Here is a 13,971-nt window from a genome sequence, read left to right as displayed (position 1 = left end):
AACGGCAGACGAAATCCAGGCTCGTGTGCTCCACCGCGACGGGCTGATGCTTGTGATCGACAAGCCTGCCGGGCTGCCGGTACATCGGGGCCCCAAGGGCGGCGCCAATCTGGAAGCATCCTTTGACGGCTTGCGATTTGGCCTGCCGCGGCCGCCGGTGCTGGCCCACCGGCTCGACAAGGATACCTCCGGCTGTCTGGTGCTCGGACGCCATCGCAAGGCCACCGCCTCGATCGGGCTGCTGTTCAAGCACGGCAAGATCGGCAAGACCTATTGGGCCGTGGTCGAGGGCGGACCTGCCGAGGACGAAGGCACCATCGACATGCCGATCGGCCGGCTCAACGCCGAGCGCGGCTGGTGGCAGAAGCCGGACCCGGAGGGCCAGAAAGCCGTCACCACCTGGAAAGTGCGCGGCCGCGGCGACGGCCTTTGTTGGCTCGCGCTGGAACCAGTGACCGGCCGCACCCATCAATTGCGCGTACACACGTCTGCGACGGGCTGGCCGATTGTCGGCGACAACATCTACGGCAACGGGCCAAGATTCGGCGAGCCTATCCTGCATCTGCATTCCCGCGAGATCGTGATTCCGATTTCGAAAAACAAGGAGCCAGTGCGCGTGACAGCACCCGCGCCGGAGCATATGCGCGAGCGGCTCAGGGCGTGCGGCTGGAACGGGGAGTAGCAGCACACGCCGCCCCAGCCACCACTGTCATCATCCGCGAAGGCGGATGATCCAGTATCCCAGAGAAGCCAGAGATCAACCGAGGGGCCGCGGCGTACTGGATCGCCCGGTCAAGCCGGGCGACGACAGCGGATTTTGCGGCTCACACCGTCAACCTCGCGCCATCACGGCCCTTGATCGCTAGCGTCATCACGGCACCCGATGTTTCGCCCGCTATCGCGACCGGCAGGAAATGCTCCGTCCGCCCCTGCGTCGCGCTTTCGATCAAAACCTGACGCGTCGCACCGATTTCCGATGCCAGCCGCTTCTGCAGGGCCGCGTCGCCAGCCGCCCGCAGGCGCCGTGCGCGATTCTTGATGGCCCCGCCCGCTACCTGCGGCATCCGCGCGGCCGGCGTGCCGGGTCGCTTCGAATAGGGAAACACGTGCAGAAACGTAAGATCGCATTCCGCGACCAGATCTTCCGAACGCGCGAACATCTCGTCGGTCTCGGTCGGAAAGCCCGCGATGATATCGGCGCCGAGCGTGATGTCCGGACGGAGCCGCCGCACCTGCGCGCAGAACTCGATCGCGTCCTTGCGCGAATGCCGCCGCTTCATCCGTTTCAGGATCATGTCGTCGCCGGACTGCAGCGATAGATGCAAATGCGGCATCAGCCGCTCATCATCCGAGATGACGTCAAGCAGATCGTGATCGGCCTCGATGGAATCGATCGAAGAAATGCGCAGGCGTTTCAACTCCGGCACATGCCGCAAAATCTGTTTTGTCAGTTGCCCGAGCTTCGGCATGCCCGGCAAGTCAGCCCCGTAGCTGGTCAGATCGACCCCCGTCAGCACGATCTCGGCATGACCGCGCTGGGTGAGCGCGCGGACCTGTTCGACGACGGCACCCATCGGCACCGAGCGCGAATTGCCGCGGCCGTAAGGGATGATGCAGAAAGTGCAGCGGTGGTCGCAGCCATTCTGCACCTGCACGAAAACCCGCGGCAGGCCGGCCTTGAAGCCATCGAGCAGATGCGGCGCCATCTCGCGCACCGCCATGATGTCGGCGACCGCGATCTTTTCGCTTGTCTCGACCCCAAAGCCCGCGTCGAACGCCGCGCGCGCGTCCCGCCACGCCTCGCCGCGCATCTTGTCGTCATTGCCGACGACACGATCGACCTCGGCCATTTCGGCAAACATTTTTGGTTGGGTCTGCGCCGCGCAGCCCGTGACGACGATGCGCACGTCCGGCCGCTCGCGCTTCAGCCGGCGAATCGACTGCCGCGCCTGCGCCACCGCCTCGTTGGTGACCGCGCAGCTGTTGATGACGATGGTGTCGGAAAGTCCGGCGCGCTCCGCCTCGCGGGCGATCACCTCGGATTCGAAGGCGTTGAGACGGCAGCCGAAGGTGAGGACGTCGACGCTCATGGCTCTCAGGCGACGCTGGCGAACAGCGCGGGATCGAAGCGGCCTTCATACTCGAAATGCGCGGTGCCGGTCATCAGCACATGGTCGTCGCGCTCGCGCCACTCGATCGCAAGCTTGCCACCGGGCAGCGTGATCTCGACGCTGCGATTGGTGCGCTTCAGCCGGGCGGCGGCGACCGCGGTCGCACACGCGGCCGAGCCGCAGGCCCTGGTCAGGCCGACGCCGCGTTCCCAGGTACGGATCGTGACGTGGTCGCGATCGACGACATGGGCCAGCGTGATGTTGGCGCGGTCGGGAAAAATCGGGTGGTTTTCCAGCAGCGGCCCGAAGCGTTCGAGGTCATAGGCGTTGACGTCGTCGACCCAGAAGATCGCGTGCGGATTGCCCATCGAGACCACCGATGGCGAATGCAGCACCGGCGCATCGATGGGACCTACCTGGAGTTCGATATAGCGGGTGTCACGAAATTCTTCGGCCAGCGGAATATCCTGCCAGCCGAACTTCGGGGCTCCCATGTCCACGGTGTAGAGATCGGGCGCCGGGCCCTGCCAGCAATTCAAAAGGCCGGCACGGGTCTCGAACGTCACAGCGGTCTGGCCGGTCTTTTCGAACAGGCGGCGCACCACGCAGCGCATGCCGTTGCCGCAGGCGCCGGCTTCCGAGCCGTCATTGTTGTAGATGCGGATGAAGGCCTCGGTGCCCGAAAGCCGCGGCGGCTGCAATACCATCAACTGGTCGTAGGGCACGCCTGCCGGAGAGCCGACCGCGCGTGCGTCTTCCGGCGTGACAGTGGCCTTGGAATCGCGCAGATCGACCACGACGATTTCGTTGCCGATGCCGTTCATCTTGGCAAATGCGTGGTTGGCCAGCGTGCTCATGGAATTTCCTAAATTCTGCCTGCCTTATATGGCGAAACTTGCCGCATTGCCTAGTACGCGGGGGCATATGACGCATCTGTCATGGGACGAACGCGGACCTTGCGTGTTAGAAAATGGCACCATCCTGGCGGGCGCGGGGGACATTCCGCCGCCGGGTGGGGTGGATGGAGAATACCTGAAATGAACCGTATCAGCACTTTCCGTGCGGCCCTGGTCGCGCTCTCCATGGTTGCGTTCACCGACGCCGCCCTCGCCCAGTCGCCGGCACCCTCGGCCTCGCCGGCTCCGAGCCCGTCGGCTGTGCCCAGCCCCGCACCGTCGGCGGTGCCGGTCCCGCCGCCGGCCGAAACCAAGTCGCCGGCGGATGCCCCAACGGCCGAAAAAGCCCCTGCGCCGGCGCCCCCGCCTCCCGCCGCCAGCGTCCAGACCGCCGACCCCTTCGGCGAGGAGTTCGCACTCCAGCCCAAGAAAGTGGTGGTCATCAAGGGCACCGCCAACTGGGATGGCGCCTTCGACACCCTGATCGATGCGTTCAAGGCGCTGACCGCCCTGCTCGACAAGCAGGGCATCAAGGCCACGGGCAATTCGATGATCGTCTACACCTCGACCGACGACACCGGCTTCACGTTTCTGGCGGAAATCCCGGTCGACCAGGAGCCGAAGAACCTGACCAAGGACATGAGCATCGCCAAGTCGCCCGAGGGCAAGGCGCTGAAGTTCGTCCATCGCGGCTCCTACGACAACATGGACAACACCTATGAGGCGATCACCAACCACCTCGACGACAAGAAGCTCGAGGCCAAGGACACGTTCATCGAGGAATACATCACCGACCCGCTGAAGACGGCGGAGGACAAGCTGGTGATCAACGTCTACGTGCCGCTGCGGTGAAACAGATGAAGCGCTGGTTCGGCCCCGTCATTGCTGCGACATTCCTCGCCGCGCCCGCGCTGGCGCAGACGATGCCGCCCGCCATTTCCGTGACCGGCGAAGCCAACGTGTCGGTGGCACCCGATCAGGCCCAGATCGAAGGCGGGGTGACGTCGGACGCCAAGACCGCGCGCGAGGCGTCGGACGCCAACAACGCCGCGATGGGCAAGGTGCTGCTGGCGCTCAAGGGCGCCGGTATTGACGAGAAGGACTACCAGACCTCGCGGCTGTCGCTGCAGCCGCAGTTTGCCACGCCGTCCAAAGTCTCGGACCGCCCAGGCATCGTCAGCTTCCGCGCCAGCAACCGTGTCACGGTCAAGGTACGTGATATCACCAAGGTCGCCAATGTCATCGACGTGCTGGTGGGCGCCGGCGCCAACGAAATCGGCGGCATCAATTTCACGGTAACGCAAGCCTCAAAAGCCCTCGACGAGGCCCGCGAAAAGGCGATCGCCGATGCACGCCGCAAGGCGGAGATCTACGCCAAGGCCGCCGGCGTGACGCTCGGCGAGCCCATCAGCATTTCCGAGGAAGGCGCGCCGACGCCGATGTTCCGCGGCAAGATGGCGGCGCCGATGGCCGCCGGCGCACCGGTGGCGCAAGGCGAAGAGACGCTGTCGGTGACGGTGAGCGTGACCTGGGCGATCAAGCCGACGCAATAATGTCGCTTCAAGGCCTCGCCCGCTCTGGCGGTGAAAGTTTCCGCTCGCCTCACCGTTCGCGCAGGACATCCTGTTGATAGCGCAACAGCGGCGAAAGCAGATAGCTCAGGATGGTGCGCGATCCAGTCTTGATTTCCACCGTCACCGCCATGCCCGGCGACAAATCGACCATCCGGTCGTCGATCTGCATTTTGGTGCGATCGAGTGAAATGCGTGCGCTGTAGTTCAGCTCCTGGCCCTTCGGTTCGCTGGAGCCGTTTTGCATTCCCGGCCTCCGGTCGCCAGTGCGGTCCTGCGGCTGGTCGCGAATGATCGCGTCCTGCGAAACGCCGATAATCTGGCCGCGCAAAAGACCGTAGCGGGTGAAATTGAAGGTATCGATCTTGATCTCGGCCTGCTGTCCGGTGTGAACAAAGCCGATGTCGCTGTTCGACACCATCGCCTCGATTTCCAGCCGGCTGTCGTTCGGGACGATCACCAGCAGGGCCTGCGCCGGCGTGACGACGCCGCCGACCGTGTGGATCGCGAGTTGCTGCACCACGCCGTCAACCGGTGACGCAAGCTGCTGAAGTCCGGTCCTCCGTTCAGCCTTGATCAGGTCTTGGGCAAGCCCGCTTGCCTTCTGCTCGGCCTTTGCGAGTTCGTCTGACAAGGTGCGCCGGTATTCAGCCACCGCCTGGCGTCCCGTCTCGCGAATGGCCGCCACCGCAGCCTCAGCTTCCTGCTGATGGCTTTTCTGGACACTGAGTTCTTCCTGCTGTTCGACCAGCAACTGCAAAATCTCGAAATAGGTGATCTTCGAACTCAGCTCCCTCTCCATCAGCGTCTTGCGGATATCGACGCGCTGCTGGACCACGGGAATCATCGCCTCGAGCTTGTGGATGGTGGCTCCGGCGGTGGCCCGTTCGGCTTCCTTCTGCGCCTGTTGCCGCCCCAGCGCGGCGATCTTGGCGCGGTGTTCGGTGACCTGGCTGAGCAGGAGCTGGCGCTGGGCGCTGACCAATACCGGGTCCGCTCCGGCAGGCGGTGTGAAATCGGCCTCGCGATCGTCCACGGCCGCGAGCGCGGCGCGCAACCGCGCGGTGTTGAGTTTCTCGGCGAGGAGGTCGTTGGAAAGATGGTCACGCTCCGCGGCGTTGACGGTCGGATCGAGCTCGATCAGAACCTCGCCGGCTTTGACGGCCTGCCCGTCCTGCACCCGGATCGAACGTACCACCCCGGTCTCGAACGGCTGGATGATCTTGGTGCGGCCACTCGGCACGATTTTTCCGGTTGCCGACGCCACAATGTCGATCGTCCCCCAATATGACCAGATCACCGCCGAGCCAAACAGCAAAGTGATGATCGCCACGGTCAAACGGCCGACCGGCGATGGCGGGGTCTCTACGATTTCCAGCGCCGCCGGCAGGAATGCGAGTTCGTTGCCGCGCCGCTCCTGCGCGCGCTTGAAGGGAACGACGACTTCCTTCTGCTTGACGGGCGACACGCGATTAGCCGACTCCATAGATTCCTCCCTGCAGCCTGTGCAGCGTCGCATAACGGCCACCGGTCTTGATAAGGGTGTCGTGGGTACCGTCTTCGACCAAACGGCCGCGCTCGAGCGTTACGATGCGATCCGCGGATCGCACGGTGGAGAGGCGGTGCGCGATGATCAGAACCGTTCGTCCCTTGGCTATCTCCTTCATGTTCTGCTGGATGATCCGCTCGCTCTCGTAGTCGAGCGCACTCGTCGCCTCGTCGAAAATCAGAATGCGCGGATCGGAGATCAACGCGCGCGCAATCGCAATCCGCTGGCGCTGACCGCCGGAAAGCGTGGAGCCCCGCTCGCCGACGATGGTGTCGTAGCCTTCAGGCAGTTCGAGAATGAATTCATGCGCACCCGCCAGTGTTGCCGCCGCGATGACGCGCTCCATCGACATGGCTGGATCGGCGAGCGCGATATTCTCGCGCACCGAGCGGTTGAACAGCACGTTTTCCTGCAACACGACGCCGATCTGGCGACGCAACCCGGCCGGATCGGCCATCGCGAGATCCATGCCGTCGATCAGGACACGGCCGCTTTCCGGCACATAGAGCCGCTGCACCAGCTTCGCAAACGTGCTCTTGCCTGATCCCGAAGGCCCGACAATACCGACCATTTGCCCGGCGGGAACATCGAAGCTGACGTCGTGCAGCACTTCCTGCCCGTCGACCCGATAGCGAAATGTCACGTGGTCGAAGATGATGTTGCCGCGGATCGCCGGCAGCTGCGTGCGTCCTACCGAATAGGTCGGTTCAGCCGTTGTGTTGAGGATGTCACCCAGTCTGAGGACCGACAGCCGCGCTTGATGAAAGTCCTGCCAGATCTGCGCCAGACGCAATACCGGCGCACTCACCCGCCCGGCCAGGATGTTGAAGGCTACGAGCTCACCCACGGACAGGCCGCCGTCGATGACCTGCCTGGCACCGAAATAAAGCACACCCGCGGTGACGAGCTTGCTGACGAACTGCACCATCTGGCTGGCGGTATTGCCGAGGCTCAGGACCCCGAAGCTGGCCGCAACGTAGCCGGCAAGCTGCTCTTCCCAGCGCCGCTGCATCTGCGGCTCGACTGCCATCGACTTCAGCGTTTCGATCCCGGTCACGCTCTCGACCAGAAAGGCCTGATTCTCGGCGCCGCGCCGAAATTTCTCGTCGAGCCGTCGCCGGAACAGCGGCGTCACGCCGGCCGAGATCGCGATGTAGAATGGAAACGAGCCAAGCACGATCCATGTCAGCAACGGTGAGTAGGCAAACATGACCGCCAGAAACACGAAGGTGAACAGCAGGTCGATCGCCAGCGTCAGAGCCGAGCTGGTGAGAAAATTGCGGATGTTTTCCAGTTCGCGGACCCGCGCCACCGAATCGCCAACGCGCCGCGCCTGGAAATAGGCCATCGGCAACGCCAGCAGATGATTGAACAGGCGTGCCCCGAGTTCGACGTCGATGCGGTTGGTGGTATGCGAGAACAAATAGGTGCGCAGGATTCCCAGCACGGTCTCGAACAGCGAGATCGCCACCAACCCGATCACCAGCACGTCGAGGGTATTCAGCGATCGATGCACCAGCACCTTGTCGATCACCACCTGGAAGAACAGCGGCGATACCAACGCAAAGGTTTGCAGAAGAAATGATGCGACCAGCACCTCGCCCAGGAGGCGCCGGTATTTGTGGATCGCGCCAACAAACCAGGTGATGTCGAAGCGCCGGGTGATGTCGGACAACCCGGCCCGGCGCGTCATCAGGATCAACTCGCCGTCCCAGATGGCAATCAGCTCGGTCCGCGTTATCAGGACGGGACGGGAATACGCCGGGGACTGAACCAGAACCTTGTCCGCATCGGCCTTGGCAATCACCATGAAGGTGCCATCGCGCAAGGGCGCGATCGCGGGCAACGGCGTCTTGGCCAGCCGCGACCACTGACTGCGGCAGGCCCGGGCCTTCAATCCCAAATCCTTGGCGCACCGGAGAATCTCCGATGCGCCAATCCTGTCCGTTGCCATCCGATGCCTGATCTGCTGGCGATCAGCAGCGACGCCCTGGAAATGCAACAACGTCACGAGAGCTTCGAGTCCCGAGTCGACTCGTCGCATGCCGTCGGTTTCAGCGCTCATCAGCATTCTCCAGGGCGGCAATGCTTACGCGTGCTGCGGTATTGCCAGCACCGGCTGGTGACCGGCCTGCGGATCGGCAATCGGCGTCGCACCCAGGCTGTCACCCGCCGAGACGAAGCTCGACGCCATGAACTGGCCCAGGACGGCGGCATTGCCCGCGAAGCCGTTGATGACGACGTTGGCGCCGGGCCCGCCGTCGAGCACGTCTTGCCCGCCACCGCCGAGCAGGATGTCGTCTCCCGCGCCGCCGGTCAGGATGTCGTTGCCGGCGCTTCCGATCAGCACGTCATCACCATCGCCGCCATTGGCGGTGACCAGCATGCCGGTAAACCCCGACGCATTGATCACGTCGTCGCCACCGAGGCCGTTGATCACGATGCGATCGGTTGCATCGAACCCCCGGATCGTCACATCCTCGGCGAGACCCGTCACCGTGACCACACCGTTGTTGTTGGTGATGGTGATGACATCATTGCCGTTGGTCGCGTTAAGGACAATCGTGTCCAGCTGGCCGTCACCGGCACCGCCCGGCGTGCTGCCGAGATCGATCGCAACGTCACTGACGCTGGTCCCGGTCAGATCGTTGACCGTGATGGTGTCGGTACCTCCCAGCGCGGTAACATTGATGTTTTCCACACCGTTGAGATCCATCGTGATGTTGGCGACGTCTCGCGTCAGCAGTGCACGGCTGCCATTGGCCGAGATGTTGATGTTCTCGTTGACGTTCGCGCCGTTGAATTGGAGCGTGTCGGTGCCGGACTGCCCCTCGACGATGTCGTTGCCGTCGCCGGGATTCCAGACAAAGGTGTCGTTGCCGGCGCCCAGCAACGCCGTATCGTTGCCGCGCCCGCCGAGAACGAGGTCATCGCCGGCGCTGCCCTTGATGATGTCGTTGCCGTCGCCCCCGTTGAGCGTGAGCTTGACCTGGCCGGCCTTGATCGTCGACGCGTCGATGGTGTCGTTGCCGCCAAGGCCGTTGACGACGAGCGTGTCGCCGGCTTCGGCGTTCGCAATCGACAACTGCGCCGCGAGGCCATTGACCGTCAGCGACCCGCCGCTGTTGACGACGTTGATGGTGTCGTTGCCGAAGGTGGCATTGGCGGTCACCGTATCTGGCTGACCATCGCCGCCGGGGGCGCCGGGCGTGGCGCCGAGATCAACGGCCACCTGCGTGACGCCGGTGCCAGTCAGGTCGTTGACGGTGATGGCGTCGGCACCGCCGAGCGCATTAAGCTTGATGCGCTCGACGCTGTTGAGATCCATGGTGATGTTGCCGACGTCACGGAACAGCCGAGCGCGCCCGCCATTAGCCGAGATGTCGAAGTTCTCCACGGCATTGGAGCCGTTGAACACCAGCGTATCGGTGCCGTCCTGACCTTCGACGGTGTCGCTGCCGTCGCCCGGATTCCAGGTGAAGGTGTCATTGCCGCTGCCGAGCAAGGCCGTGTCATTGCCCCGCCCGCCGTTGACGGCGTCATTGCCGTCGCCGCCCAGCAGGGTGTCGTTGCCCGCGCCGCCGATAATGGTGTCGTTGCCGGCACCGCCATCCAGAACGAGGTTCATGATCGCGGTCGTCATGCCGGCCGCGGTGATCGTGTCGTTGCCGGCGCCGCCGTTGATCCTCAGCGTATCCCCGGTCTCCGGGCCGGTAATGACGACCTGTTCCGAAAGCCCGCTGACAGTAACGTCCTTGAGCGAGCCTACGATCTGGATCTGGTCGTTGCTCCCCGTGCCGCTGACCGTCACGGTGTCCGCCTGGCCGTCGCCGACGCCGTTGCCGGGCGCAGCACTCAGGTCGACGTTCACCCGCTTGACATCGGTCTTGCTCAGATCGCCGATCGTGATGTTGTCGGCACCACCCAGCGCCGCGACGTTGATCTGTTCGACGTCGTTGAGATCCATGGTGATGTTGGCGACGTTGCGCGTCAGCCGTGCACGGCTGCCATTGGCCGAGATGTCGATGTTCTCGTTGACGTTCGCGCCGTTGAACTGGAGCGTGTCCGTCCCGTCTCCGCCTTCGACGACGTCGTTGCCGTCGCCAGGATTCCAGACGAAGGTGTCGTCGCCCGCGCCGAGCTGGGCGGTGTCGTTGCCGCGGCCACCGTTGATCAGATCATTGCCGTCGCCGCCGATCAGGAGGTCGGCGCCATCGCCGCCAGTGATGGTATCGTTGCCCGCACCGCCGTCGAGGGTGAGATGGATCAGGGCGGAGAGACCATTGCTTGCGGTAATGACGTCGTCACCGCCATTGGCGTGGACCACGAGATTTTCGGTGGTGCCAATATCGAGAGAGAACGGAGCCGGGGTGACGCGATCGAAGCGCACGCGCGTGCCGTTGGGCGTGATCGTGAAGACTTCGGCGCCGTTGCCGCCATTGACTTCGGCGGTATCGTTGCCGTCGCCACCTTCCATCAGATCGGTACCGTCGCCTGGATTCCAGATCATGCGGTCGTCGCCGGCTTGGCCGAACATCTGGTCGTCACCCGCGCCACCAGTGAGGGTGTCGTTGCCGGCGCCGCCGAACAGCAGATCGTTACCGCCCTTGCCGAGCAGGATGTCGTTGCCCGCTTCGCCGAATAGCATGTCGTTGCCGGAGCCGCCGGTCAGCGTGTCGTTGCCCGCGCCACCGAACATCTGGACGGCAGGCATTGCGCCGTTGGCTTCGTCGACGGTCATCGTGTCGTTGCCGTCGAGGCCGAACAGCTGGATCTTGACGGTGTTGGCGACGGTCGCTTTACCTCCCAGGATCGGGACAGCGCCGCCGTTGACGAGAATGTTACCAGCCGCATCGCGGCTTGCTCGAATGTTGTTGCTGGTCGCGTCACCGAATATCGAAAGAAAACCGTTGCTGGCAGAAAACGACGCCGTGATAGCCATGATCGAAACATCCTTCCGAAGAGAGAGCCCCTCAGCTTCACGGTTAGCCGCCGCTCGCACAGCTGGCTTGAAGCCGCGCTCCAGACGTCCTTGAATTGTCCGCGAGATTTTCTGAAGTTTCCCGAACACAGATGTGTTACAGGTCACGACCTGGTGACCACCGCCGGTTAGGGCACCCACGTGCTGTTTCATTTTGCCGATTACATACTTGACGCCGACCGCCGCGAATTGCGCCGCGGGTCCGATCACATTGCGGTCGAGCCGCAGGTTCTCGATTTGCTGATCTACCTGATCGAGAACAATGATCGGGTCGTCACCAGGGATGATCTCATCGCGTCAATCTGGGGTGGGCGGATCACATCGGACACGACGCTGACCAGCCGCATCTACGCGGCGCGAAGGGCGATCGGCGACAACGGCCGGAAGCAAAATCTGATCCGCACGATCGCCCGCAAAGGCATCCGCTTCGTCGGCGAGGTACGCATACAAACCGACGACGCACCGCAGCACACCATGCGGTCGCCGTTATCAGACGCGGACATGCTCGCGCAACAGACCAGGCCGATGCCCGACCGTCCCGCCATTGCCGTGCTGCCCTTCAACAACATGAGCGGCGACCCGGAGCAGGAATATTTTTCGGACGGGATCAGCGAAGACATCATTGCCGCGCTGTCCAAACTGCGCTGGTTCTTCGTCATCGCGCGCAATTCTTCGTTCCTCTACAAAGGCAGGGCTGTCCACGTAAAGCAGATCGGCGAAGAACTCGGCGTCGGCTATGTCGTCGAAGGCAGCGTGCGAAGGAGTGGCGGGCGCGTGCGCATCACCGCACAGCTCAACGACGTCATCAACGGCAGCCACGTCTGGGCGGAACGCTACGATCGGGACTTTGCCGATCTGTTCGCCGTACAGGACGAAATCACCGAGGCGATCGTTGCCGCGATCGAGCCGCAGCTTTACGCGGCGGAAAATTTTCGTGCCCGGCGCAAGCAGCCCGGCAGCCTCGACGCCTGGGACCTGGTGATGCGGGCGCTGTCATACTACTGGCGGGTAACGCGGCAGGATCATGCCGTCGCGCAGGAGCTGCTGGAGAAGGCAATCGCCATCGACCCGCATTATGGCCAGGCGCTCGGCGTGCTTAGCGCCAGCTATACTTTCGGCGCCCATATGGGGTGGGTGGAACTGAAAGATATCGCACATGCCGCCGAGCGCGACGCGCTGGCGGCAATTCGGGCCGACAGCGAAGACTCTTGGGCGCACTACGCACTCGGCGCCTTCTATCTGATCACGCGACGCTTCGACGATTCACTGGCCGAATTTGAACTGGCGCTGCGCCTCAATCCGAATTTCTCGCAGGCCCAGAACTATTACGCCGCGGCGTTGGGGTTTTGCGGCCGCTGGGAACAAGCCGTCGAGGCGGCGCATCGCGCGATCCAGCTGAGTCCGCGCGATCCGTTCCTGGCGCTGTATTACGGCTCGGCCTGCCTCGCCCAGTACATCGGACGCAATTACGAGGAAGCGATACGACTGGCGCGCATCGCCGTGCGCCTTCGCAGCGATTACGCCGGCGCCCACCGCGTTCTGACCGCCGCCGCCGGCATGGCCGCATCTCCGGAGGTCGCTGCGACAGCGTTGCAGGAGCTTCGCCGCGCTCAGCCCAACATCTCGCTGGCTTGGGTTGCGGATCACGTACCTATCCAGCACGACGCTGACCGCGAGCATTATCTGGAAGGCTTTCGCCGGGCGGGTTTGGACTGAGGTTGGCCTACGCGACGAACGTTAGATCTCCACTACCTGCCCCGGCTTCAGCGCCGCGAACTGCTCCGGCGCGATATTCGCCTCCTTGAGCGCGTCCGCCAGCGCATTGACCGGCGCGTCGATCGCCTCATCCGTCAGCTGGAACGTGCCGTGATGATGCGCCAGCGCCTGGCTCGCGCCGCAATCGGCCAGCGCCTGCACCGCATCGAACGGATTCATATGCTGGTCCTTCATGAACCAGCGCGGCTCATAAGCGCCGATGGGAAGGATCGCCAGCCGCAGCGGGCCGTGCTTCTCGGCGACGCGGCGGAAATGTTTGCCCTCGCCATAGCCGGAATCGCAGACGATGTAGATTTTCCCCGCCGGCGTTTCCAGCACAAAACTCGCCCACAGCGCCTTGTTGCGATCGAACAATCCGCGCGCCGACCAGTGCCGCGTCGGCACCAGCGTCACCGCGATGCCGTTGCCGAGTTCGACGCGGTCCTGCCAGTCAAAACCCTCGGCTTTGATCGCCGAATCGGAGTCGCGCATGGTGACGTCGTTGCCGAGCGGGGTGATTACGCGCGGCAAAAATTTTACCGACAGTTTTGACAGCGTCGCAATATCGAGATGGTCGTAGTGGCCGTGCGACACCAGCACGACGTCGATCTTGGGCAGGGCGTCGAAGGCGATGCCGGGATCGTTGTGCCGATGCGGCCCGGCAAAGGAAACCGGCGAAGCGCGCATCGACCACACGGGATCGACGAGGATGTTGAGGTCCCGGGTCTGGATCAGCCAGGTGACATGGCCGACAAACGACAGCCGCACCTTGTCGCCGGAAACGCGCGGCGGCGGCGTATCGCCGTGGGCATTCGGCACCCAATCCGGCCAGTTCGCGCGCTTGCGGTCGGTACCGAACTGCCAGCGCAGCACTTCGCCGAGCGATTTCGGCGGCACCCCGTCGGGATCGAAGAAGTGCGTCCCGTCAAAATGGTCGGAGACTGGGCCGTCATAGGTTTTCATGTTGCTCATCCAGAGTGACGGCACACCGACGGCCGCGGCGGCACCGGCAAGCACGGCAAAAACACGGCGTCGGGTGATGGCCACGGGCGAGATCAGAAAAGGCGGGAGGGGAGGTAAGACATGAACGTTATATGGCGTGCGAAAG

At 63.6% G+C, this 13,971-nt stretch carries 10 protein-coding genes; 4 read left to right on the top strand and 6 right to left on the bottom strand.

Going from position 1 to position 13,971, the window contains the following annotated elements:
- The first annotated feature begins 46 nt into the window (after nucleotides 1-46).
- A complete protein-coding gene (locus ACPPVP_RS02200) occupies nucleotides 47-682 on the top strand; it encodes an RluA family pseudouridine synthase (protein WP_426530880.1) in 636 nt (211 codons plus the stop codon).
- A gap of 142 nt (nucleotides 683-824) precedes the next feature.
- Here the strand turns inward: ACPPVP_RS02200 and mtaB are convergent, their stop codons facing one another.
- Both mtaB and dapF read right to left on the bottom strand, forming a co-directional pair.
- Complete coding sequence (mtaB, locus tag ACPPVP_RS02195) at nucleotides 825-2,090, bottom strand: tRNA (N(6)-L-threonylcarbamoyladenosine(37)-C(2))-methylthiotransferase MtaB (RefSeq protein ID WP_426530878.1); 1,266 nt, start codon at nucleotides 2,088-2,090, stop codon at nucleotides 825-827.
- Nucleotides 2,091-2,095: 5 nt separating this feature from the next.
- Nucleotides 2,096-2,968, bottom strand: a complete 873-nt coding sequence (dapF, locus tag ACPPVP_RS02190) for a diaminopimelate epimerase (protein WP_426530876.1) — start codon at nucleotides 2,966-2,968, stop codon at nucleotides 2,096-2,098.
- A 180-nt stretch (nucleotides 2,969-3,148) separates the two neighbouring features.
- On the opposite strand from dapF, the gene ACPPVP_RS02185 reads away from it, so the two are divergent.
- The gene (locus ACPPVP_RS02185; protein WP_426530874.1) at nucleotides 3,149-3,859 is read left to right on the top strand and encodes a GyrI-like domain-containing protein; all 711 of its coding nucleotides are present in this window, start codon (nucleotides 3,149-3,151) and stop codon (nucleotides 3,857-3,859) included.
- Between the two features lie 5 nt (nucleotides 3,860-3,864).
- Entirely contained in the window at nucleotides 3,865-4,560 is a 696-nt protein-coding gene (locus ACPPVP_RS02180; protein WP_426530872.1) for an SIMPL domain-containing protein, read from the top strand.
- A gap of 49 nt (nucleotides 4,561-4,609) precedes the next feature.
- Here the strand turns inward: ACPPVP_RS02180 and ACPPVP_RS02175 are convergent, their stop codons facing one another.
- From ACPPVP_RS02175 to ACPPVP_RS02165, 3 genes are read right to left on the bottom strand one after another with little or no spacing between them, the layout of a single operon-like run.
- Nucleotides 4,610-6,064, bottom strand: coding sequence for an HlyD family type I secretion periplasmic adaptor subunit (locus ACPPVP_RS02175; protein ID WP_426530870.1), 1,455 nt, complete (start codon nucleotides 6,062-6,064; stop codon nucleotides 4,610-4,612).
- Nucleotides 6,051-8,192 (bottom strand): type I secretion system permease/ATPase, encoded by a 2,142-nt coding sequence (locus ACPPVP_RS02170; protein ID WP_426530868.1) that lies wholly within the window; start codon nucleotides 8,190-8,192, stop codon nucleotides 6,051-6,053. The genes ACPPVP_RS02175 and ACPPVP_RS02170 overlap by 14 nt, the downstream gene beginning before the upstream one ends.
- A gap of 24 nt (nucleotides 8,193-8,216) precedes the next feature.
- Entirely contained in the window at nucleotides 8,217-11,069 is a 2,853-nt protein-coding gene (locus ACPPVP_RS02165; protein WP_426530866.1) for a beta strand repeat-containing protein, read from the bottom strand.
- Between the two features lie 180 nt (nucleotides 11,070-11,249).
- On the opposite strand from ACPPVP_RS02165, the gene ACPPVP_RS02160 reads away from it, so the two are divergent.
- Nucleotides 11,250-12,824 (top strand): winged helix-turn-helix domain-containing tetratricopeptide repeat protein, encoded by a 1,575-nt coding sequence (locus ACPPVP_RS02160; RefSeq protein ID WP_426530864.1) that lies wholly within the window; start codon nucleotides 11,250-11,252, stop codon nucleotides 12,822-12,824.
- Between the two features lie 21 nt (nucleotides 12,825-12,845).
- Here the strand turns inward: ACPPVP_RS02160 and ACPPVP_RS02155 are convergent, their stop codons facing one another.
- On the bottom strand, nucleotides 12,846-13,910 hold the full coding sequence (locus ACPPVP_RS02155) for an MBL fold metallo-hydrolase (protein WP_426530862.1): 1,065 nt from the start codon (nucleotides 13,908-13,910) through the stop codon (nucleotides 12,846-12,848).
- Nucleotides 13,911-13,971: the final 61 nt, after the last annotated feature.

It is taken from the genome of Bradyrhizobium sp. McL0615, assembly GCF_049993905.1.
Taxonomy (GTDB): Bacteria; Pseudomonadota; Alphaproteobacteria; order Rhizobiales; family Xanthobacteraceae; genus Bradyrhizobium.
Note: the sequence above shows the minus strand (reverse complement) of the source record. Positions and strands in the feature narration are given on the sequence as shown.

Coding starts and splice junctions, on each gene's coding strand:
- ACPPVP_RS02185 (WP_426530874.1), top strand. CDS start 3,149: ATGAACCGTATCAGCACTTTCCGTGCGGCCCTGGTCGCGCTCTCCATG.
- ACPPVP_RS02165 (WP_426530866.1), bottom strand. CDS start 11,069: ATGGCTATCACGGCGTCGTTTTCTGCCAGCAACGGTTTTCTTTCGATA.
- dapF (WP_426530876.1), bottom strand. CDS start 2,968: ATGAGCACGCTGGCCAACCACGCATTTGCCAAGATGAACGGCATCGGC.
- ACPPVP_RS02180 (WP_426530872.1), top strand. CDS start 3,865: ATGAAGCGCTGGTTCGGCCCCGTCATTGCTGCGACATTCCTCGCCGCG.
- ACPPVP_RS02175 (WP_426530870.1), bottom strand. CDS start 6,064: ATGGAGTCGGCTAATCGCGTGTCGCCCGTCAAGCAGAAGGAAGTCGTC.
- mtaB (WP_426530878.1), bottom strand. CDS start 2,090: ATGAGCGTCGACGTCCTCACCTTCGGCTGCCGTCTCAACGCCTTCGAA.
- ACPPVP_RS02170 (WP_426530868.1), bottom strand. CDS start 8,192: ATGAGCGCTGAAACCGACGGCATGCGACGAGTCGACTCGGGACTCGAA.
- ACPPVP_RS02200 (WP_426530880.1), top strand. CDS start 47: ATGCTTGTGATCGACAAGCCTGCCGGGCTGCCGGTACATCGGGGCCCC.